Genomic DNA, 18,862 nt, shown 5'->3' with positions numbered 1-18,862 from the left:
GCGCCCCCGTCCCTGCAGCCACAGGAACGGGGGCGCTGCGTCGTCGGCCGGGTCAGCGCTTCTTCTGGAGGTGCTTCTCCTTGACGGGCTCGTCGCCCGCGGCGCGCAGCGCACGGTAGTAGGCCCGCGCCTCGTCCTGACGTTCCTTCTCCGCGCCCGTCGCGATGGGCGCCCGAAGGTGCTCGGGGCCGTAACCGAACGCGTCGACGAGGTCCTGAGCGTGCGGGCGCAGCCGCAGCACGAGGCGGTCGATGTAGCTCGACACGGTGCGGGCCCGCTGGCCGGTGAGGCGGCCGTTCATGAGGTACCAGGCGAGGTTGTTCTCGATGACCGTGAGTCCGTACAGGTCGCGCACCCAGGTGAGGACGCGGCGCGTACCCTCGTCCTTGACGTCGAGCAGCGCCTTGGTGAACGCCTCCCACTGGACGAGCTCTGCGTGGGCCTTGGCCATCTCGATGAGCTCGTGCTGGTTCTGGTTGAACAGCGCGGCGGCCTCGGCTGCGGGCAGCTTCGACGCGGGGCGCAGGCGCCCGGCGACGTGCTCGACCATCGTCTCGACGCGGTCGGCGAGGAGCGCGCGCTGCGCGTCCTCCCCGCGCAGGTGGCCGACGGCGCGGCGGCGCTGCCCCTGGTCGGTGATGGTCTGCAGGGCGCGCGCGACGGGAGTCCCGTAGAGCACGGTGTCCGCGGCACGTTCGACGACGAGACGTGCCATGCCGCCTGCGTCGATGTTCTTGAACTCGTTGGCGTAGTCCGACAGGAGCCGCTTGCCGACGAGCTGCAGCAGGACCGTGTTGTCGCCCTCGAACGTGACGTACACGTCGAGGTCGGCGCGCAGGCCGGTGAGGCGGTTCTCGGCGATGAACCCGGCGCCGCCGCACGCCTCGCGGCACTCCTGGAGCGTGCTGAGCGCGGTCCAGGTCGAGGACGCCTTGAGCGCGGCGGCCATCGTCTCGAGGTCCTCACGCGACTCGGGTGTGTCGGTCTCGCCGGAGAAGACGGCGTGGAACAGGTCGAGCAGGCGGTCGTGCGCGAAGTGCGCGGCGTACGTGCGCGCGATCAGCGGGATGAGCCTGCGCTGGTGGCGGCCGTAGTCGAGGAGGACAGTCTCCTCGCCGTTCGCCCCGGGGAACTGGCGGCGCTCGTTGCCGTAGCGGATCGCGATCGCGAGGCCGATCTTCTGGGCGTTGACGGCAGCGCCGTCGAGGGAGACGCGTCCCTGGACGAGCGACCCGAGCATCGTGAAGAATCGGCGGCCCGAGCTCTCGATCGGCGAGGAGTACGTGCCGTCGGCTGCGACGGAGCCGTAGCGGGCGAGCAGGTCCCCGCGCGGGACGCGGACGTTCGTGAAGTGGAGGCGGCCGTTGTCGATGCCGTTGAGGCCGCCCTTGACGCCGTCGTCCTCGCCGCCGATGCCCGGGAGGAACGCGCCTGCGCTCCCGTCGGGGTTCTGCTCGCGGATCGGCGTGTAGAACGCGTGGACGCCGTGGTTGACGCCCTTGGTGATGAGCTGGGCGAAGACGACGGCGGCGACGCCGTGCTTGCCGGCGTTCCCGAGGTACTCCTTCCACGCCGCCTTGAACGGCGTGTGGATGACGAACTCCTGCGTCTCTTCGTCGTAGGTCGCGGTCGTCGCGACGGACGCGACGTCCGAGCCGTGCCCGATCTCCGTCATCGCGAAGGCGCCGGGCACCGCGAGGGTCATGGCGCCCGGGAGGAGGCGGTCGTGCTGCTCGGGGGTGCCGAGGTGGAGGATCGCTGACGCGAAGAGTCCCCACTGCACGCCGCCCTTGATCTGCATGGACGGGTCGCCGGCGACGAGCTCCTCGAAGCCAGCGAGGGAGCCGCCCGCGTCGTCGGCGCCGCCGAGGCGCTCGGGGAAGGCGCGCAGCACCTTGGCCTCGGTGACGAGGAGCTTGAGCTGTTCGAGGACGCGTTCGCGGTGCTCGGCGACCGGGAGGCCTTCGATCTTCTGGAAGCGCGGGTCACCGACGATCGCGCGGGAGAACAGGCGCAGGTCACCCCACCGGCCGAGAAGCTGGTGCGTGAGGCTCGCGACGTCGACGCGCGCCTCCACGTCGACGTCCTTGGCGGAGGGTGCAACGGTGGTGGTCATCGGGACTCCTTTGTCTCCAACGGTTCTTCGGGTGCGGGGCTCGCGCCCCAGGCGTCTCAGGGGGTCGTGCGGGCCTGCGGGATCATGCCGCCGCCGGGCCCGACCCAGAGCCATGCGGTGATCTGTGCCGCGACGTGAGCGGCGTCAGGCGTGGTGGGCGAGCCGCGGCGGGAGAGCCACCACTCGCCGGTGCCGGTGACGAAGCCGACGGCTCCGGCCGCCCAGGCGTCGACCTGGGCGGTGTCGTAGCTGCCGACCTCTTCGGCGAAGGGGCGTGCGACGAGGGCGACGACGGAGTGCATGAAGTCGCTCAGCGGCGCCTGCTGCGCGGTGAGCGGTGCGTCGCCGGAGTGCTTGACGACGGAGTTGGCGACGGGGGCGTTGCGGGTGACGAAGTAGTAGACGCTCGGCGAGTGCTCGATCATCTGCAGGTAGGCGCGCACCATGGCCTCGAGCGACGCTCGCGGGGTCGGGGCGTGCTCGGACGCTTGGGCGAGGGTGGCGCGGATGGCTTCGACGACGGCTTCGCCGACGGCGTTCTGCAGCCCGACCTTGTCGCCGAAGTAGCGGTAGAGGATCGACTTCGAGGTGCCGAGCTCGCTGGCGATCTCGTCCATCGAGAGGTCGGGGCCTCGGCGGTGCACGGCCCGGCGGGCGGCGTGCGTCAGCTCGGTGCGGCGCGCTACCCGGTGGCCCTCCCACCGGGTGGAGCGGCCGTCGGCCGCGTCCGTGCCTACCTGTTCGACGACGTCGTTCGCTCGCATGGCTTCCTTGCCTGGTCGGTGCCTGGTGTCGGGTACGTCACGACGTGACCCGGCTCACGAAACCCACAGTATCAGGTACTCTGGGTTCGAGGAACATTCCCAGCAACGGAGCGAGAGGGAACCGATGTCCCAGACCACCACCCCCGGCGCCAGCCCAGCAGACGGCGTCCGCGACGCCTACGTCCTCGGCGGCAACCGTATCCCCTTCGGCAAGGTCGGCGGCGCCTACGCGCGAGCCAGCAACCAGGACATGCTGACCGCCGCGCTCGACGGACTGATCGCCCGCCACGGCCTGCAGTCCGAGCGCATCGGCGAGGTCGTCGGCGGCGCCGTCCTCAAGCACTCAGCAGACTTCAACCTCGTCCGCGAGAGCGTCCTCGGCACGACACTCGACCCGCGCACCCCCGCGTTCGACCTGCAGCAGGCGTGCGCGACCGGCCTCGAGGCGGTCGTCACCCTCAGCAACAAGATCCGCCTTGGCCAGACCGAGTCCGGGATCGCGTGCGGCGTCGACTCGACGTCCGACGCACCGATCGCCGTGAGCAAGGGCCTGCGCCGCGCGCTCCTCGCCGCCGCGCACGCCAAGGACACCCCGAGCCGGGTCAAGGCCTTCCTCAAGGTCCGCCCGAAGGACCTCGCGCCCGACGCGCCGCGCACCGACGAGCCCCGCACGGGCCTGTCGATGGGCGAGCACCAGGCGATCACGACCGCCCGCTGGGGCATCACCCGCGAGGCGCAGGACGACGTCGCGCTGCGCTCGCACCACAACCTCGCCGCCTCGTACGACCGCGGCTTCCAGGACGACCTCGTCACCCCGTACCGCGGCCTCGTGCGGGACCAGATCCTGCGCCCCGAGACGTCCGCCGAGAAGCTCGCCAAGCTCTCGCCCGTCTTCGGCAAGAGCCTCCCCACGGCGGCGACCATGACGGCAGGCAACTCGACGCCGCTGTCCGACGGCGCGTCCGCCGTCCTGCTCGGGTCCCGCGAGTGGGCGCAGGAGCGCAACCTGCCGCTGCTCGCCCGCGTCGTCGACGCCGAGACCGCCGCGGTCGACTTCGTGCATGGCCACGAGGGCCTGCTCATGGCGCCCGTCCACGCCGCCGCACGCCTGCTCACCCGCAACGGCCTGCGGCTCGAGGACTTCGACTACGTCGAGATCCACGAGGCGTTCGCCTCCGTCCTCCTGACGACCCAGGCCGCATGGGCCGACGACGAGTACTGCCGCACCGAGCTCGGCCTCGACGGCGCGCTCGGCACGATCGACCCCGACCGGATCAACGTCAACGGCTCCTCGCTCGCCGCAGGGCATCCGTTCGCCGCGACCGGCGGCCGCATCGTCGCGCAGACCGCGAAGCTGCTCGCCGAGCACCAGCGCGAGCACGGCACGCCGGCCCGCGCGCTCATCACGGTCTGCGCGGCCGGGGGCCTCGGCGTCACCGCGATCCTCGAGTCCGTCCCGGCCGAGGGAGGCAACTGATGAGCGACCGGTACATCGACCTCGTCAACGGTGGGTTCGCGGGGTCGCTCGCCAAGAAGCTGGGCCTGCCGCAGCCGGCTCCGCTGCGGCGCTACACGCCGGGAGCGGCGCTCGTGCCGGGTCCCGTCCTCGTCCTCGGCCCGGACACCGAGCAGACCGACGCTCTCGCGACGGCGCTGCTCGGCTGGGACCTCGAGGTGCACCGCTCCCCCTCGACGGGATCGGCCCGGTGGGGTGCCGTCGTCGTCGTGCTCTCGGAGGTCGACGACGCGAGCGAGCTCGGCGCGCACGTCCTGCCGATCGCCCCCGCCCTCAAGCAGATGGCGCGCGGCGGCCGGGTCGTGACGATCTCGCGTGCCGCGTCTGGCGCGACGACACCGACCGCAGCGGCTGCCCGTCAGGCTGTCGACGGGTTCGTCCGCTCGCTCGGCAAGGAGATGCGCGGCGGCGCGACCGCCAACGGCCTCGTGCTCGCGCACGAGTCCACCACCCCCGCCGACGACGGCGTCCTCGCCGCCCTGCGCTTCTTCCTCTCCGCGCGGTCGTCGTTCGTCGACGGGCAGCTCGTCACCGTCGGCGATGCACCCGTCGCTGCGGACCTGACCGGATCCGACGAGGAGCGTCCGCTCGCCGGGCGCGTCGCCGTCGTCACCGGGGCTGCCCGCGGCATCGGCGCCGCGATCGCCCGCACGCTCGCGCGCGACGGCGCGTCCCTCGTCCTCGTCGACGTGCCCGCCGCGGGCGAGCACCTTGCCAAGGTCGCGAACGAGGTGCGTGGCACCGCGCTCCAGCTCGACATCACCGCGCCCGACGCCGGGACGCGCATCATCGAGCACGCGGTCGCACGCCACGGCGGGCTGCACGTCGTCGTGCACAACGCGGGCATCACCCGCGACAAGCTGCTCGCGAACATGAAGCCCGAGACGTGGGAGTCGGTGCTCGCGGTGAACCTCGCCGCGCAGCTGCGGATCAACGAGCAGCTCCTCGCCTCCGAGCACTTCCGCGACGCCCCGCGCATCGTGTCGCTCGCGTCGACGTCCGGCATCGCGGGCAACCGCGGGCAGACCAACTACGGCGCGTCGAAGGCCGGCGTCATCGGCATGGTGCGGGCGACCGCACCGCTCCTCGCGGCAGCCAGCGGCGGCACCGGGACGGTGAACGCGGTCGCACCGGGCTTCATCGTCACGGAGATGACAGCGCGCATCCCGTTCGCGACCCGCGAGGTCGCGAAGCGCCTCAACTCGCTCCAGCAGGGCGGCGAGCCGTCCGACGTCGCCGAGGCGATCGCGTTCCTCGCGTCCCCCGCGGGCGGCGCCGTCAACGGCCAGGTGCTGCGCGTGTGCGGGCAGAACCTCGTGGGGGCCTGAGCCATGGCGGCCGTGCCACGCTCCCGGGAGATCTCGGGTCCGCCGTCGGGCACGAGGGTGCAGGCTCTCGCCGAGGTGCCGGGGCTCGGCGGGCTGTACCTGCGGGGCGCCGCCGGGTCGGCGCGCTCACGACTGCCGGGGGGCCGCCACGGGGTCGGCGGCCGCCCGGCCCTCCCGTCGGTCGCGTACCGGGCGAGCGGGATCCAGGTGGACGTCGCGCACCTGACGGCGTACCAGCACCTGCTGCACGAGACCGGTGCCGACGCCCTCCCGTCGGGGTACCTGCACGTCCTCGCGTTCCCGGTCGCGACGGCCGTCATGGTCCGTGACGACTTCCCGCTGCCGCTGCTCGGCATGGTGCACGTCGCGAACGCGGCGTCGCTCCTGCGGCCCGTGTCCGTCGGCGACGAGCTCGAGGTGACGGCGTGGACGCAGGACCTGCGCCCCCACCGTCGGGGCAGCCAGCTCGACGTCGTCGCGGAGGTCGCGGTCGACGGCGAGGTCGCGTGGCGCGGCGTCTCGACGTACCTCGCGAAGCACGCCGTGGGGCGCGCGCCGGGCGACGGCGACCGTGCCGACCGGTCCCCTGACGCCGAGGTAGGGGTTTCGACGCGAGACAGGGCCTCCCAGGGCCCTACCTCGGATGCGGACCCCTACGTCGGCGAGGGAGCGGAGCGTGACGGCAACGGGGCGGGCGTAGGAACAGGGCGGGACAGCGGCGCGCCCGTCGGGTCGGTCGTGTGGAAGTTGCCGGCCGGCGTCGGGCGGGAGTACGGCGCCGTGTCGGGCGACCGGAACCCCATCCACATGTCCGCGCTCTCGGCGAAGGCGTTCGGCTTCCCGCGCGCGATCGCGCACGGCATGTACACGGCAGCCCGGGCGCTCGCCGACGTCGGGCCTCGTCGCGGGCAGACGTACGACTGGACGGTCGAGTTTGCCAAGCCCGTCCTGCTGCCTGGCACCGTGTCCGTCGAGATCGCCGAGCCGCAGCGCGGCTCCTTCGAGTACACGGCCCGTCATCCGCGCAGCGGCAAGACGCACCTGACGGGCACCGTCACAAGGATCTGACGCCCCGCCCGCCAGCACCGCGACGAGGGGTGCCGGACCCTCCCCCGGGCCCGGCACCCCTCGCGTCATCGGCCCGACGCCGTCCCTTGCGGCACGCTGCGCACGGGGAATGTCGGCTTGCCCGGCACGGTCGGCACGGCACCGGCAGGCTTCTTCGTCTCGGTCCCCCGGTCGGTCGTCTCGTCCGTAGGCTCGTCGGTCGGGGTCGCCTCGTCGCCGTCCGCGGGCTTGTCCGTCGACTCGCCTGTGGGCGTACCCGCTGGCTTCTGCGCGTCGATGTCGCCCGGCTCGTCGGTCCCGTCGGTCTGGGCGGCGTCCGGCGTGCGCAGCCCGGGCAGGCTCGAGATCACGGGCGCCTTGGGCCACGGGTCGATGCCCGCGGGGAGCACCCAGGTCTGTGCATCCTCGTCCCACTCAGCCATGTGGCTCGTCCAGTACCCGAGCGGGTAGGCGTTCCAGACCTGTCGGCCGTGGACGTCCTCGCGTGGCACCCAGTAGCTGCTCGTCTCACCCTGGGTCTCGGTCTCCGGCTCCCACATCGACCCGTCGGGCGTGAGCAGGAGCGGCCGGCCGTCCTGGTCGACGATCTGCGCACCATCGATGTACTCGCCGTCCGGCCCGTACACGAAGAGGTTCCGCACACGCTCCCCGCCCGCGATGAGCGCATTCCTGTCCTCGCCAACCAGTGCTTGCATCGACGCCGCGCTGTAGTCGGGGTTGTCGATGTACTCGTAGCGAACGTCGGTCCGTCCGATCTCGCCGCCGACCGTGATCACCACAGGGATCACGGTGATCGCAGCGCCGACCGAGGCAAGCACCCCGACCGTGTTCCAGCGTCCGCGGAGCACCCAGCTTCCGCGGCCGTACTGCACCGACGCGACCACGCCGAGGCCCAGCACCATGGCCTCGAGAATGCCCACGGGAACGTAGATCTCAATCCCCGAGGGCTCGTGATGGGGCTGATAGATGATCTGTCCGTCACCGCCGGTCAGGATCGCGAGGACGAGAGCCCCGGCGAGCCACCCGCGCAGCACCCACCACAACGGGCGGAGGGCGACAAGGAACTCCCTGACCCCCGGCCACCAGCGTGCTCGGGTCAGCGGGCCAGCCGCGCGCCTCGCGAGGTCCTTGCCGCTCGTCGTCGCGGCTGCCCAGAACGGGGCGGGGGACGCGGCGTCTGCCGAGGGTGCGAGGCCCGCCGCTGCACGTAGCTCGGCTGCATAGGCGCTCGGTGTCCCGAAGCGTGCGGTGAGGTCGGTGGTGGAGGGTGGCGCCACGCTGTCCGGAATCTGCTCCGGAAGGGTGACGAAGGTTGTCGGTGCCGCAGTGGCGACCGGGAGCGTTCCGTCCCCGTCCACGATCGCCTCGGCGAGGTCGGCCTCGAGGCCGTCCGTCAGGTCGTCGACGAGCTCGGGCCCGAGGTCGGCGAGGTGTGCGCGGACGGCGCGCGCATAGTCGGCGACAGCGTCCGTGAGAGTGAGGTGAGACATCACGCGGCTCCTTCAGTCTGCAGAAGGGCGCCCATCGCCCCGGCGAAGTGCTGCCACTCCTTGCGCTGCGTGCCCAGCGTGGTGCGGCCCTGGTCGTTGATCCCGTAGTACTTGCGGTGCGGACCCTCGTCTGAGGGGACGACATAGCTCGTGAGCGCACCGGCCGCGTAGAGACGGCGAAGCGTCCCATAGACGGAAGCATCACCGACTCCCTCGAGCCCGGCGGCGCGCAGGCGGCGAACGACGTCGTAGCCGTACCCGTCCGCCTCCTCGAGCACCGCGAGCACCGCGGCGTCGAGCACTCCCTTCAGGAGCTGGGTGGTATCCATCTGACCTCCGTCGGTTGCCGGGGTGGGCTCCCCCTGCGAGCCCACCCCTGTGCGTCGCACACTAGTACGCGATGCGCAGTACTGTCTACGACGTGCTTCCGGGGGTGTGTCGGGACCGCGCGAGCGGTCAGGCCGTGGGACTGCCGAGCTGGGCGAGCCTGCCCTCGAGACCCGCGCGGGCAGCGGGCCACTCGTCGCGGAGGATCGAGAAGTACGCCGTGTCGGAGCGCGTCCCGTCGAAGGCCACACGGTGCCCGCGCAGGACGCCCTCGGGCTGTGCGCCCAGACGCCGGATCGCGGCGAGGGAGCGCGCGTTGCGCACGTCGGCCCGGAACGCGACGCGCGTCATGCCCCAGGCGTCGAAAGCCTGCGTGAGCAGCAGCAGCTTGGCCGCGGGGTTCACGTGCGTCCCCCACCACCGGCGGCCGTAGAACGTGTGCCCGATCTCGACGCGGCCGACGGCGTGCGCGACGTCATAGAACGCCGTCACCCCCGCGACAGCCTCGGTCCCGGTCGTGTCGACGACGGCGAACGCGGTCGCCCCCACCCCGGCGAGCCGCTCGACGTGCGCGGCCATCGAGTCGCTCGTGTCAGGCAGCGGCACGGTCATGCCGTGCCACATACCGGCGTCGACGAGTGCGCTGAGGTCACCGGCGTGGCGCACCTCGAGCGGTTCGAGCCGGACACCGTGACCTGAGAGGACGAGCTGTTCCATCCGCCCAGACTAGGGCTGGCGGGCGCGGACAGGCCTGCGATTTCTCGCTCCCGGCCACGCCCCGGGCCGCCACTCGCGGCCGGGGCGTGTCAGCGCAGCCGGCGGTCTGCGTCAGCTCGGCCGACGGCGACGTGCGTCAGCGCGGCCGGCGGCGGCGCGCGAGCCGCCCGCGCGGTGCGCGGCCACGACGGACAGCCGGGGTCGGCTGCTCGCCGACGAGCTCGATCCCTGCCTCCTCGACGCTCCCGAGGTCGGCGACGGATGCCCCGACCGCGGCGAGTGGCGCAGGGCCGTTCGCGTCGAGCAGGGCGGTCGCGTCGGGGCCGCCGAGCCCGGCGATCGCACGCAGCGGGTCGATCCGGGCGAGGAGCCCTTCACGCACCGCGGGCCACTCGGGCGCGAGGATCGAGAAGACGACGGAGTCGACGCGGGACCCGTCCTGCCCGTCACGGAAGCCTCGCAGCGTGCCCTCACGGGTCGCGCCGAGGCGCTCGATCGCGGCGAGCGAGCGCGCGTTGCGCGCGTCGGCGCGGAGCTGGACGCGGTGCACGCCGAGCCGCTCGAAGGAGTGCTCGAGCAGCAGGAACTTGCAGACCGGGTTGACGACGCGCCCCCACACGGCGCGGTCGTAGAAGGTGCGACCGATCTCGACGCGGCGCGCACCCGTCTGGTGGTCGACGAGAGCGGTCGATCCGCGCACCTCGCCGCTCACCTCGTCGACGACGGCGAAGGCGTAGCAGCCGTCGAGCGCCTGGGAGTCTTCGATGTAGTTCATCAGCCCGACCTCGCCCACAGGCATGGGTGTGGCCATGCCCGCCCACAGGTCGGAATCGACCATGGCGGCCAGATCGCCGACGTGCTTGTGCGTCAGCGGCTCGAGGCGAAAACCGTGCCCCGAGAGGGTGATGTCGTGCTCCACGCGAGAAATGAAAACACGCGCCGGGGACACCGCCAACACCCACCGCGCGACCTGGGGACGAACAGGTGGTGACGGACGCGTGGAAGTGGCGGTTTCCAGCCACTCATCAGGCGCTTCGTGCGATCCACATCACCCTCGCGGGAGCCCGCTCAGGCAGCCCGGGCGGCCTCCGCGACGGACGGCTCGTTCACGCCTCGGACGGACCGCCGCACCCACCCGCGAGTGCGACGTTCGCGACCGCCGCGGTGGCGACCAGACCGGACAGCCCGGTCACGTCGGGGAGGGGGCGGTGGTCGTCGCGGACGACCCAGCAGCCGTCCTGCACCGCATAGTCGGCGCGGGTGCCCTCGCGCACGTAGGCCGCAAGCGCGGCGACGAGCCGCTCGACGTGCTCGCCCGTCGTGCCGACGCCGACGCTCGCCCGCACGGCGCCGTACCGGTGACCGAGCCGGGCGAGGAAGGGGTGGGCGCAGAACTTGCCGTCGCGCACGCCGATGCCGTGCTCCGCCGACAGGTAGGCGGCCACGAGCCCGGGGTCGTGCCCGTCGACGACGAACGTGACGACGCCGACGGGGTCGACGGCGTCGTCCCACGCGCTCAGCACGTCGATGCCGGGGATCTGCGTCAGGCCCTCGACGAGGCGGGCGCGCAGGCGCGCCTCGTGCGCGTGCAGGGCTGCGGGGTCGAGCGCGGCGAGCTCCTCGCAGGCAGCTGCGAGCGCGACGGCGCCGATGACGTTCGGGGAGCCGGCCTCGTGGCGGGCGGGCGCGAGCGCCCACGTCGCGGACGCGGTCCCGGGGGCAGCGCCGTCGGGCTCCGCGTGCGTGACGGCGCGCACCGCGCCGCCGCCGGCGAGGTGGGGTGTGCCGTTGTCGAGCCAGTCGCGGCGCCCGACCAGCGCGCCCGCGCCGTACGGCGCGTAGGTCTTGTGGCCGGAGAAGGCGACGTAGTCGACGTCGAGCGCGGCGATGTCGATGCCGCGGTGCGGGACGAGCTGCGCGCCGTCGAGCACGACGCGCGCGCCTGCGGCGTGGGCGAGCGTGACGACGTCGGCGATCGGCAGCGCCTCGCCCGTCACGTTCGACGCGCCGGTGACGGCGAGGAGCGCGTACGGCCGGGCGTCCAGCTCGACGCGCAGCGCGTCGAGGGTTGCGGCGACGCTCGACGCGCCTGCGAGGACGGCGGCGCCGCCGGGTGCGGCCGCCCAGGGCAGGAGGTTGGCATGGTGCTCGACGTCGAGGACGAGCACGCGCCCCTCCCCGACCGTCGCGGGCACGCAACCCGCGAGGAGGTTGAGGGAGTCGGTCGTGTTGCGCGTGATGATCGTGACGTCGTGCTCGCGCGCGCCGACGAACGCGCCGATCGAGCGGCGCGATGCTTCGTAGAGCGCGGTCGAGACCTGGGAGAGGTAGCCCGCGCCACGGTGGACGCTCGCGTACAGCGGGAGTGCCTGCGCGACGCGCGCGGCGACCGCCTCGAGGGCGGGTGCGGACGCGGCGACGTCGAGGTTCGCGTACGTGACGTGGCGTCCGTCGACGAGCGGGACGAGGGTGTCGCGGCCGACGACGGGCAGGAGCGCGGGCTCGTCCGCCACGTCGGCGCGGGGGCTGGGACAGGTGGTCGCGTCGGTCGACATGGCAGGGCCCTTCGCGAGTCTGGGCGCTGTGCGCCCGCGCTTGCCGCGGTCGGTCGACCGCAGCCTGGTCGTCACCCGGGGCACCCCACCGCGAGTGGAGGGTTGCCGGCCAGCAAACCGGGGTTTTGCGCTGGCGCTCATGACCGTGCGGCCATCGTCCCACCGCCCTCCGACGACTGTCAACATCTGAGACGGCGCGCCACGTGCTGAGACCCACGGTCGGGAGGCGCGGAATCTCGCCATCTGTCACGCCCTCGGCAGCACCCTTCCGCGGAGGGTACGATCCCCACACCATCCAGAGCGGCCGAGTGACGTGGCACGACGACGCCGCAGCAACCCCCCAGCAGGACGAGGGTGCTACCGCCACGTTCGATGCGAACGGAGAACGCCATGAGCTACGCAGGAGACGTCACCCCCGAGGCCGCCTGGGAGCTGATCACCACCTCCCCCGACGCCGTGCTCGTCGACGTCCGCACCCAGGACGAGTGGCGCACGATCGGCGTCCCCGACACGAGCGCCGCCCGTACGGCCGCGCGCTTCGTCGAGTGGAACACCGCCTGGGGACCCAACACCGAGTTCCTCGCCCAGCTCGACGCCGCGGGCGTCGCGAAGGACGCGACCGTCCTGTTCCTGTGCCGCTCCGGCGTGCGCTCGGTCGCCGCCGCACAGGCCGCGACCGCCGCCGGCTGGACCGATGCGCGCAACATCCTCCAGGGCTTCGAGGGCGCGCAGGACGCGACCGGCGCCCGCACGGTGGACGGCTGGCGCAACAACGGCCTCCCGACGACCACGATCGACGAGGCCGCCCGGTGACCGCGGGGCCCCGCGAGGTCCCCGCATCCTGGCGTCCCGCGACCGTCTCGGTCCGCGGCGGCATCGAGCGCTCCGGGTTCCACGAGACGAGCGAGCCCATCTACCTGACGCAGGGATACGTCTACGGCTCCGCCGCCGAGTGCGAGGCCGCCTTCAAGGGCGAGGCCGACCGCTTCATCTACTCCCGCTACGGCAACCCGACGGTCCACACCTTCGAGCAGCGGCTGCGCCTCATCGAGGGCGCCGAGGGCTGCTACGCGACCGCGACCGGCATGTCGGCCGTCTTCACGGCGCTCGCCGCGATCGTCGGGCAGGGCTCCCGGATCGTCGCCGCCCGCGCGCTCTTCGGGTCGAGCCTGACGATCTTCGACGAGATCTTCGCCCGCTGGGGCGTGCACACCGACTACGTCGACGGCCACGTCCTGGCGCAGTGGGAGGAGGCGCTCGCGACGCCTGCGGACGTCGTCTTCTTCGAGACGCCGTCGAACCCGATGCAGGACATCATCGACGTGCGCGCCGTCGCCGACCTCGCGCACCGCGCGGGGGCGACCGTCGTCGTCGACAACGTGTTCGCGACGCCCGTCCTGCAGAAGCCGCTCGAGCTGGGCGCCGACGTCGTGGTGTACTCCGCGACGAAGCACATCGACGGGCAGGGCCGCGTGCTCGGCGGCGCGATCCTCGGCAGCGCCGAGTACATCGACGGGCCCGTGCAGACGATGGTCCGCCACACCGGCCCGTCGCTCTCCCCGTTCAACGCGTGGGTCCTGCTCAAGGGACTCGAGACGCTCTCGCTGCGCGTGCGCGCACAGACCGACGCCGCGCTCCAGGTCGCGACCACGCTCGAGTCGCTGCCCGGGATCGGTCGGGTCTACTACCCGTTCCTCGACTCGCACCCGCAGGTGGCGCTCGCGCGGGAGCAGCAGACGGGCGGCGGGACGGTCGTCACGTTCGACCTCGAGGTCCCGGGCTCTGCGTCGGCAGAGCAGGTCAAGGAGCGCACGTTCCGGTTCCTCGACGCGTTGCGCGTCGTCGACCTCTCCAACAACCTCGGCGACGCCAAGAGCCTCATCACGCACCCGGCTACGACGACGCACCGCAAGCTCGGCCCGGAGGGCCGTGCCGCGGTCGGCATGACGGAGTCCACGGTGCGGCTGAGCATCGGGCTCGAGGACCCGCTCGACCTGCTCGACGACATCGAGCAGGCGCTCAAGGCCTGACGCCCCAGCGGGGGCTCAGGCGTGCTTGAGCATCCACTCCGTGTTCGGATCGCGGCCCATCTCGGGGTCGGGGACGTCCGCGACGTCGACGCTCTCGACGTAGTCGCGGGGTTCCACGCGCTCGGGCAGCTGGGCGAAGCGCGCTGCAGCAGGGTCCGGCGCGGGGTCCTTCGTGTGCTCGGTCACACGTTCAGGCTACGCTGCCCTGGTCTCCTCGCCCAGGGCGCCCCGGATCGGTTATTCACGGCCACGCCCGTCCAAAGGTCCCACCATTGCACCACCCCCACCGGCGAGACTGACCACGACGAGAACCCGCCGAGCAGAAGGCCCGACATGTCCGAGCACAACGCCCCCGCGTCCCCCGGGCGCATCGTCGTCGTCGGTGCGGGCATGGTCGCCCACCGGCTCGTCGAGCAGCTCGTCTCGCGCGCCCCCGCAGACACCCCCTGGTCCGCCACCGTGATCGGCGACGAGGCGCACCTGCCGTACGACCGCGTGCACCTCTCCGAGTTCTTCGGTGGCCGCTCGCCCGAGCAGCTCGCGATGGCCCCGACCGTGTGGGACGACCCGCACGTCACCCTGCGGACCGGTGACGCGGTCGCCTCGATCGACCGCGACGCCCAGTCCGTCACCACGCGCAGCGGCGAGACCTTCCCCTACGACACGCTCGTCCTCGCGACCGGCTCGTGGGCATGGACGCCCCGCACCGACGGCACAGACCTCCCCGGCGTCTTCAGCTACCGCACGATGGACGACGTCGTCGGGCTGCAGTCCTGGGTCGCCGACCGCGCTGCCACGCTCGGCCGCCCCCTGCGCGGCGCTGTCGTCGGCGGAGGCGTCCTCGGCCTCGAGGCCGCGTCCGCCCTGCAGGACCTCGGCGCCGATGCGACCGTCGTCGAGTTCGCCGACCGCCTCATGAGCGTCCAGCTCGACGACGGCGGCGGTGAGGCGCTGCGCGTCCTCATCGAGGACATGGGCGTCACCGTCCGCACCGGCACCGGCGCGACGCGCCTCGTCCCCGCTCCCGACGGCCCGGTCGGTCTCATGGTCCTGTCCGACGGGTCGACGCTCGACGTCGACGTCGTCGTCTTCTCCACCGGCATCCGCCCGCGCGACCGGCTCGCCCGCGAGTGCGGGCTCGCGATCGGCGAGCGTGGCGGCGTCGTCGTCGGCCCCACCTGCCGCACGTCCGACCCTGCGATCTGGGCGATCGGCGAGGTCGCGTCGCACGACGGCGAGTGCGCCGGACTCGTCGCACCGGGCAACGCGATGGCCGACGTCGTCGTCGACCAGCTCCTCGGCGGCGACGCGGTCTACACGCCCGCACCCGACGGCACGAAGCTCAAGGGCGTCACGCACGACGGCGTCCCGGTCGAGGCCGCCTCGTTCGGCGACGTCTTCGCGCTCACCCCCGGCGCGCTCGAGGTCACGTTCGCCGACCCGGTCGCCAAGACGTACAAGAAGCTCGTCGTGTCCGACGACGCACGCACCCTCCTCGGTGGCGTGTTCGTCGGCGACGCGGCGCTCTACCCGTCGCTGCGGCCGATGCTCGGCCGCGCTCTCGGCGCGGACCCGAGCGCGTTCCTCGCCCCCGAGGGCGGCGCGGCTGCGCCGAGCGCTGACGTGCCCGACGACGTCGTCGTCTGCTCGTGCGCGAACGTCACTGCGGGCACCGTCCGCGGCGCCGTGACCGAGCACGGCTGCACGAGCGTCGCCGAGGTCAAGAAGTGCACCAAGGCCGGCACGGTGTGCGGCTCGTGCGTGCCGCTGCTGACCAAGCTGGTCAACACGCAGCTCGAGGCGTCGGGCGTCGAGGTGTCGCGCGCGATGTGCGAGCACTTCGCGATGTCCCGCCAGGAGCTGTTCTCGCTCGTCCAGGCCGAGGGCCTGCGGACGTTCACGCAGATCGTGGCGGCGCACGGCACGGGCCGCGGCTGCGTCATCTGCAAGCCGGTCGTCGCGTCGATCCTCGCGTCGCTCGGCGTCGGGCACGTCCTCGACGCGGCCAACGCCCCGCTCCAGGACACGAACGACCACGCGCTCGCGAACATGCAGAAGGACGGCACCTACTCGGTCGTCCCCCGCATCCCCGGCGGCGAGATCACCCCCGAGAAGCTCGCGGTCATCGCGGAGGTCGCGCGCGACTACGGCCTCTACACGCGCATCACGGGTGCTCAGCGCATCGGCATGTTCGGTGCGCGCCTCGAGCAGCTCCCGCACATCTGGCAGCGCCTCGTCGACGCCGGCATGGAGTCCGGCCAGGCGTACGGGAAGTCGCTGCGCGCCGTGAAGTCGTGCGTCGGCAGCTCGTGGTGCCGCTTCGGCGTCCAGGACTCGGTCGGCATGGGCGTGCGGCTCGAGCTGCGCTACCGGGGCCTGCGCGCGCCCCACAAGTTCAAGGTCGGTGTCTCGGGCTGCGCGCGCGAGTGCGCCGAGGCGCGCGGCAAGGACGTCGGCGTCATCGCGACCGAGCGCGGCTGGAACGTCTACGTCGGCGGCAACGGCGGCTTCACCCCGCGCCACGCGGAGCTCCTCGCCGAGGACCTCGACGACGAGATGCTCGTGCGCGTCATCGACCGGTTCCTCGCCTACTACATCCGGTCGGCCGACCGCCTGCAGCGCACGGCGCCCTGGGTCGCCGACTACCCGGGTGGCATCGCCGAGCTGCGCAAGGTGCTCGTCGAGGACTCGCTCGGTATCGCGGCCGAGCTGGAGGCGACGATCGCGCAGCACGTCGACAACTACGAGGACGAGTGGGCAGCGACCCTCGCGGACCCGGTGCGCCTCGCGCGCTTCGCGTCGTTCGTCAACGCCCCCGACACCCCGGACCCCGACCTCGCGTACACCCCCGAGCGCGGCCAGGTGCGCCCCGCCCGGCCCGGCGAGGTGTCCGACTCGAACCCCGTGATCGCACGCTCGATCCCCGTGCGCCCGTCCGACGCTGAGCTGGAGGCTTCCCGATGACCACGTGGACCCCGGTGTGCGCGCTCACCGCGCTCGACCCGGAACGAGGGGTGGCTGCGCTCGTCGACGGCACGCAGGTCGCGCTGTTCCTGCTCGACGACGGCCGCGTGCTGGGCGTCGACAACCACGACCCGTTCTCGGGGGCGAACGTCGTCTCCCGCGGGATCGTCGGCACCCGCGGGGACACCGTCACCGTGACGTCCCCCATGCACAAGCAGGTGTGGTCCCTCGAGTCGGGCGAGTGCCTCGACGCCGCGGGCAAGGAGCCGCAGGACCTGCGGTCCTACCCGGTCGAGGTGCGCGACGGCGTCGTGCAGGTCGCGGTCAGCTGACCCGGGGCCCGCGCCGCACGGATCGCCCCGGCGCACACGTCACGTGTGCAGCCGGGCGATCGGTCGGTCAGGCTGGCCGCTCAGGCGGTCGGGAGGGTCTTCGCGAAGCACAGCGACTCGTCCGAGTCCGCGTACTCGCCGTAGCGGTCGATCGGCTCGAACCCGATGGACCGGTAGAGCGAGACCGACTCAGGCTGCTTCGTCCCCGTCTCGAGGACGAGCCGCCGCAGCCCTGCGACGAGCGCGTGCGCCTCGATGCCCTGCATGAGCAGCCGTGACAGGCCGCGACCGCGGTGGTCCGGGGCGACGAACACGCGCTTGACCTCCCCGGTGCCGGGCGCGTGGACCCCGCCGATCTCGTCGGAGATCCCGGAGACGTCGCGCAGCGCCGCGCAGCCGGCGGGGACGCCGTCGACGCGGAGCAGGAGGGAGACGACGATCTCGTCGGCCGACGGCGGTCGGCCGATGTCGCTCGTCGTCGGGGCCTCGTCTGCGTCCGGGTCGGCGTAGCGCACGGCGATCTCCGCCTGCTGGATCGTGCGCAGCCTCGCAGACTCGGCGTCCTCCCACGGGACGGCCGAGAGCGTGACGCCCGCGGGCAGCGTGATGCCGGCCAACGCGTCGTCGGGCGCGACAGGGCTATGAAGGTCCGTCCCGGTCATGCGTGGACGAGGGAGCCGATCACGGAGGTGAAGAACCGCAGGCCGTCGACACCCGCGCGCGGACCCGCAGCCGAGTCGGGGCCGAAGCCGGCCTCGACCGCGTGCTCAGGGTGCGGCATGAGCCCGACGACGTTGCCGCGGGCGTTCGTGATGCCCGCGATCCCGCGGCGCGAACCGTTCGGGTTGACGCCCTCGTAGCGGAACGCGACGCGCCCCTCGGCCTCGAGCTCGTCGAGCGTGCGCTCGTCAGCGACGTACTGGCCGTCCTGGTTCTTGAGCGGGATCGTGATGTGCTCGCCGGTCGTGTAGTCGCGGGTCCAGGCGGTGCTCGCGTTCTCGACGCTGAGCACCTGCTCACGGCACACGAAGTGCAGGTGGTCGTTCTTGACCATCGAGCCGGGCAGCAGGTGCGACTCGGTCAGCACCTGGAAGCCGTTGCAGATGCCGAGGACTGGCAGCCCGCCGTTCGCTGCGTCGATGATCTTGTCCATGAGCGGCGCGAAGCGCGAGATCGCGCCCGCACGCAGATAGTCGCCGTAGGAGAACCCGCCCGGGAGCACGACCGCGTCGACACCCTGGAGGTCATCGTCCGCGTGCCACAGGGACACAGCCTCGGCGCCCGCGAGACGCACCGCGCGGGCGGCGTCGCGGTCGTCGAGCGTCCCGGGGAACGTGACGACGCCGATACGGGCTCCGGTCGCTGCGGGGGCCATCAGCTCGCGTCCGCGACGCGCACGACGTCCTCGATGACGGGGTTGGACAGGAGGGTCTTGGCGGCCTCCTCGGCGGCGGCGAGCACCTCCGGCGTCACCTCGCCGTCGACCTCGAGCTCGAACCGCTTTCCCTGACGCACGCCGACGAACTGGGTGAAGCCGAGGCGGGGCAGCGCCCCGACGACGGCCTTGCCCTGCGGGTCGAGGATCTCGGGCTTGGGCATGACATCGACGACTACGCGTCCCACGGGGTGCTCCTGAGGTGTGCAGCGGACTGAGT

General features: G+C 72.6%; 18 protein-coding genes and 1 riboswitch. Of the genes, 7 read left to right on the top strand and 11 right to left on the bottom strand.

Going from position 1 to position 18,862, the window contains the following annotated elements; translation table 11 throughout:
- Positions 1–52: 52 nt before the first annotated feature.
- Positions 53–2,116 carry an acyl-CoA dehydrogenase family protein gene (locus AC4F3Q_RS08320; RefSeq protein WP_491039554.1) on the bottom strand — a complete coding sequence of 688 codons (2,064 nt, stop codon included), beginning with the start codon at positions 2,114–2,116 and terminating at the stop codon, positions 53–55.
- A 56-nt stretch (positions 2,117–2,172) separates the two neighbouring features.
- Positions 2,173–2,880, bottom strand: coding sequence for a TetR/AcrR family transcriptional regulator (locus AC4F3Q_RS08315; protein WP_491039553.1), 708 nt, complete (start codon positions 2,878–2,880; stop codon positions 2,173–2,175).
- A gap of 124 nt (positions 2,881–3,004) precedes the next feature.
- Here AC4F3Q_RS08315 and AC4F3Q_RS08310 point away from each other — a divergent pair, with 124 nt between their 5' ends.
- Genes AC4F3Q_RS08310 through AC4F3Q_RS08300 form a run of 3 tightly spaced genes read left to right on the top strand, consistent with a single transcriptional unit; the run spans position 3,005 to position 6,792 of the window.
- On the top strand, positions 3,005–4,357 hold the full coding sequence (locus AC4F3Q_RS08310; RefSeq protein WP_491039552.1) for an acetyl-CoA C-acetyltransferase: 1,353 nt from the start codon (positions 3,005–3,007) through the stop codon (positions 4,355–4,357).
- A complete protein-coding gene (locus AC4F3Q_RS08305; RefSeq protein WP_491039551.1) occupies positions 4,357–5,724 on the top strand; it encodes a 3-oxoacyl-ACP reductase in 1,368 nt (455 codons plus the stop codon). The genes AC4F3Q_RS08310 and AC4F3Q_RS08305 overlap by 1 nt, the downstream gene beginning before the upstream one ends.
- Before the next feature lie 12 nt (positions 5,725–5,736).
- Entirely contained in the window at positions 5,737–6,792 is a 1,056-nt protein-coding gene (locus tag AC4F3Q_RS08300) for a MaoC/PaaZ C-terminal domain-containing protein (protein WP_491039550.1), read from the top strand.
- A 65-nt stretch (positions 6,793–6,857) separates the two neighbouring features.
- Here AC4F3Q_RS08300 and AC4F3Q_RS08295 read toward each other — a convergent pair whose 3' ends face one another.
- The 5 genes from AC4F3Q_RS08295 to AC4F3Q_RS08275 all read right to left on the bottom strand — a co-directional run bounded on the left by AC4F3Q_RS08295 (position 6,858) and on the right by AC4F3Q_RS08275 (position 11,881).
- On the bottom strand, positions 6,858–8,282 hold the full coding sequence (locus AC4F3Q_RS08295) for a hypothetical protein (RefSeq protein WP_491039549.1): 1,425 nt from the start codon (positions 8,280–8,282) through the stop codon (positions 6,858–6,860).
- A complete protein-coding gene (locus AC4F3Q_RS08290) occupies positions 8,282–8,611 on the bottom strand; it encodes a PadR family transcriptional regulator (RefSeq protein ID WP_491039548.1) in 330 nt (109 codons plus the stop codon). Before AC4F3Q_RS08290 ends, AC4F3Q_RS08295 begins: the two co-directional genes overlap by 1 nt.
- A 127-nt stretch (positions 8,612–8,738) precedes the next feature.
- A complete protein-coding gene (locus AC4F3Q_RS08285) occupies positions 8,739–9,326 on the bottom strand; it encodes a GNAT family N-acetyltransferase (RefSeq protein ID WP_491039547.1) in 588 nt (195 codons plus the stop codon).
- Between the two features lie 136 nt (positions 9,327–9,462).
- Positions 9,463–10,245 carry a GNAT family N-acetyltransferase gene (locus AC4F3Q_RS08280; RefSeq protein ID WP_491039546.1) on the bottom strand — a complete coding sequence of 261 codons (783 nt, stop codon included), beginning with the start codon at positions 10,243–10,245 and terminating at the stop codon, positions 9,463–9,465.
- Between the two features lie 187 nt (positions 10,246–10,432).
- Positions 10,433–11,881 (bottom strand): aminotransferase class V-fold PLP-dependent enzyme, encoded by a 1,449-nt coding sequence (locus tag AC4F3Q_RS08275; protein ID WP_491039545.1) that lies wholly within the window; start codon positions 11,879–11,881, stop codon positions 10,433–10,435.
- A 31-nt stretch (positions 11,882–11,912) separates the two neighbouring features.
- Positions 11,913–12,026, bottom strand: a riboswitch (SAM riboswitch).
- Between the two features lie 245 nt (positions 12,027–12,271).
- Here AC4F3Q_RS08275 and AC4F3Q_RS08270 point away from each other — a divergent pair.
- Both AC4F3Q_RS08270 and AC4F3Q_RS08265 read left to right on the top strand, forming a co-directional pair.
- The gene (locus tag AC4F3Q_RS08270) at positions 12,272–12,694 is read left to right on the top strand and encodes a rhodanese-like domain-containing protein (RefSeq protein ID WP_491039544.1); all 423 of its coding nucleotides are present in this window, start codon (positions 12,272–12,274) and stop codon (positions 12,692–12,694) included.
- Positions 12,691–13,911 (top strand): O-succinylhomoserine sulfhydrylase, encoded by a 1,221-nt coding sequence (locus AC4F3Q_RS08265; protein WP_491039543.1) that lies wholly within the window; start codon positions 12,691–12,693, stop codon positions 13,909–13,911. The genes AC4F3Q_RS08270 and AC4F3Q_RS08265 overlap by 4 nt, the downstream gene beginning before the upstream one ends.
- Before the next feature lie 15 nt (positions 13,912–13,926).
- Here AC4F3Q_RS08265 and AC4F3Q_RS08260 read toward each other — a convergent pair whose 3' ends face one another.
- On the bottom strand, positions 13,927–14,097 hold the full coding sequence (locus AC4F3Q_RS08260; protein WP_491039542.1) for a heme biosynthesis protein HemY: 171 nt from the start codon (positions 14,095–14,097) through the stop codon (positions 13,927–13,929).
- A 147-nt stretch (positions 14,098–14,244) separates the two neighbouring features.
- On the opposite strand from AC4F3Q_RS08260, the gene nirB reads away from it, so the two are divergent.
- The gene (gene nirB / locus AC4F3Q_RS08255; protein WP_491039541.1) at positions 14,245–16,875 is read left to right on the top strand and encodes a nitrite reductase large subunit NirB; all 2,631 of its coding nucleotides are present in this window, start codon (positions 14,245–14,247) and stop codon (positions 16,873–16,875) included.
- Entirely contained in the window at positions 16,872–17,207 is a 336-nt protein-coding gene (gene nirD / locus AC4F3Q_RS08250; RefSeq protein WP_491039540.1) for a nitrite reductase small subunit NirD, read from the top strand. Before nirB ends, nirD begins: the two co-directional genes overlap by 4 nt.
- 80 nt (positions 17,208–17,287) lie before the next feature.
- On the opposite strand, the gene AC4F3Q_RS08245 is transcribed toward nirD, so the two are convergent.
- Genes AC4F3Q_RS08245 through purS form a run of 3 tightly spaced genes read right to left on the bottom strand, consistent with a single transcriptional unit; the run spans position 17,288 to position 18,830 of the window.
- Positions 17,288–17,869 (bottom strand): GNAT family N-acetyltransferase, encoded by a 582-nt coding sequence (locus tag AC4F3Q_RS08245; protein ID WP_491039539.1) that lies wholly within the window; start codon positions 17,867–17,869, stop codon positions 17,288–17,290.
- Positions 17,866–18,582: a phosphoribosylformylglycinamidine synthase subunit PurQ gene (purQ, locus tag AC4F3Q_RS08240; protein ID WP_491039538.1), complete on the bottom strand. Its 717-nt coding sequence runs from the start codon at positions 18,580–18,582 to the stop codon at positions 17,866–17,868. The genes AC4F3Q_RS08245 and purQ overlap by 4 nt, the downstream gene beginning before the upstream one ends.
- On the bottom strand, positions 18,582–18,830 hold the full coding sequence (gene purS / locus AC4F3Q_RS08235; protein ID WP_098458203.1) for a phosphoribosylformylglycinamidine synthase subunit PurS: 249 nt from the start codon (positions 18,828–18,830) through the stop codon (positions 18,582–18,584). The genes purQ and purS overlap by 1 nt, the downstream gene beginning before the upstream one ends.
- Positions 18,831–18,862 lie beyond the last annotated feature (32 nt).

The sequence above is a fragment of the Flavimobilis sp. BM9 genome, from assembly GCF_058313055.1.
Note: the sequence above shows the minus strand (reverse complement) of the source record. Positions and strands in the feature narration are given on the sequence as shown.

Bases quoted from the DNA above. Each gene is read 5' to 3' on its own strand.
- AC4F3Q_RS08320 (WP_491039554.1), bottom strand. From the start codon at position 2,116: ATGACCACCACCGTTGCACCCTCCGCCAAGGACGTCGACGTGGAGGCG.
- AC4F3Q_RS08315 (WP_491039553.1), bottom strand. From the start codon at position 2,880: ATGCGAGCGAACGACGTCGTCGAACAGGTAGGCACGGACGCGGCCGAC.
- AC4F3Q_RS08310 (WP_491039552.1), top strand. From the start codon at position 3,005: ATGTCCCAGACCACCACCCCCGGCGCCAGCCCAGCAGACGGCGTCCGC.
- AC4F3Q_RS08305 (WP_491039551.1), top strand. From the start codon at position 4,357: ATGAGCGACCGGTACATCGACCTCGTCAACGGTGGGTTCGCGGGGTCG.
- AC4F3Q_RS08295 (WP_491039549.1), bottom strand. From the start codon at position 8,282: ATGTCTCACCTCACTCTCACGGACGCTGTCGCCGACTATGCGCGCGCC.
- AC4F3Q_RS08290 (WP_491039548.1), bottom strand. From the start codon at position 8,611: ATGGATACCACCCAGCTCCTGAAGGGAGTGCTCGACGCCGCGGTGCTC.
- AC4F3Q_RS08285 (WP_491039547.1), bottom strand. From the start codon at position 9,326: ATGGAACAGCTCGTCCTCTCAGGTCACGGTGTCCGGCTCGAACCGCTC.
- AC4F3Q_RS08275 (WP_491039545.1), bottom strand. From the start codon at position 11,881: ATGTCGACCGACGCGACCACCTGTCCCAGCCCCCGCGCCGACGTGGCG.
- AC4F3Q_RS08270 (WP_491039544.1), top strand. From the start codon at position 12,272: ATGAGCTACGCAGGAGACGTCACCCCCGAGGCCGCCTGGGAGCTGATC.
- nirB (WP_491039541.1), top strand. From the start codon at position 14,245: ATGTCCGAGCACAACGCCCCCGCGTCCCCCGGGCGCATCGTCGTCGTC.
- nirD (WP_491039540.1), top strand. From the start codon at position 16,872: ATGACCACGTGGACCCCGGTGTGCGCGCTCACCGCGCTCGACCCGGAA.
- AC4F3Q_RS08245 (WP_491039539.1), bottom strand. From the start codon at position 17,869: ATGACCGGGACGGACCTTCATAGCCCTGTCGCGCCCGACGACGCGTTG.
- purQ (WP_491039538.1), bottom strand. From the start codon at position 18,582: ATGGCCCCCGCAGCGACCGGAGCCCGTATCGGCGTCGTCACGTTCCCC.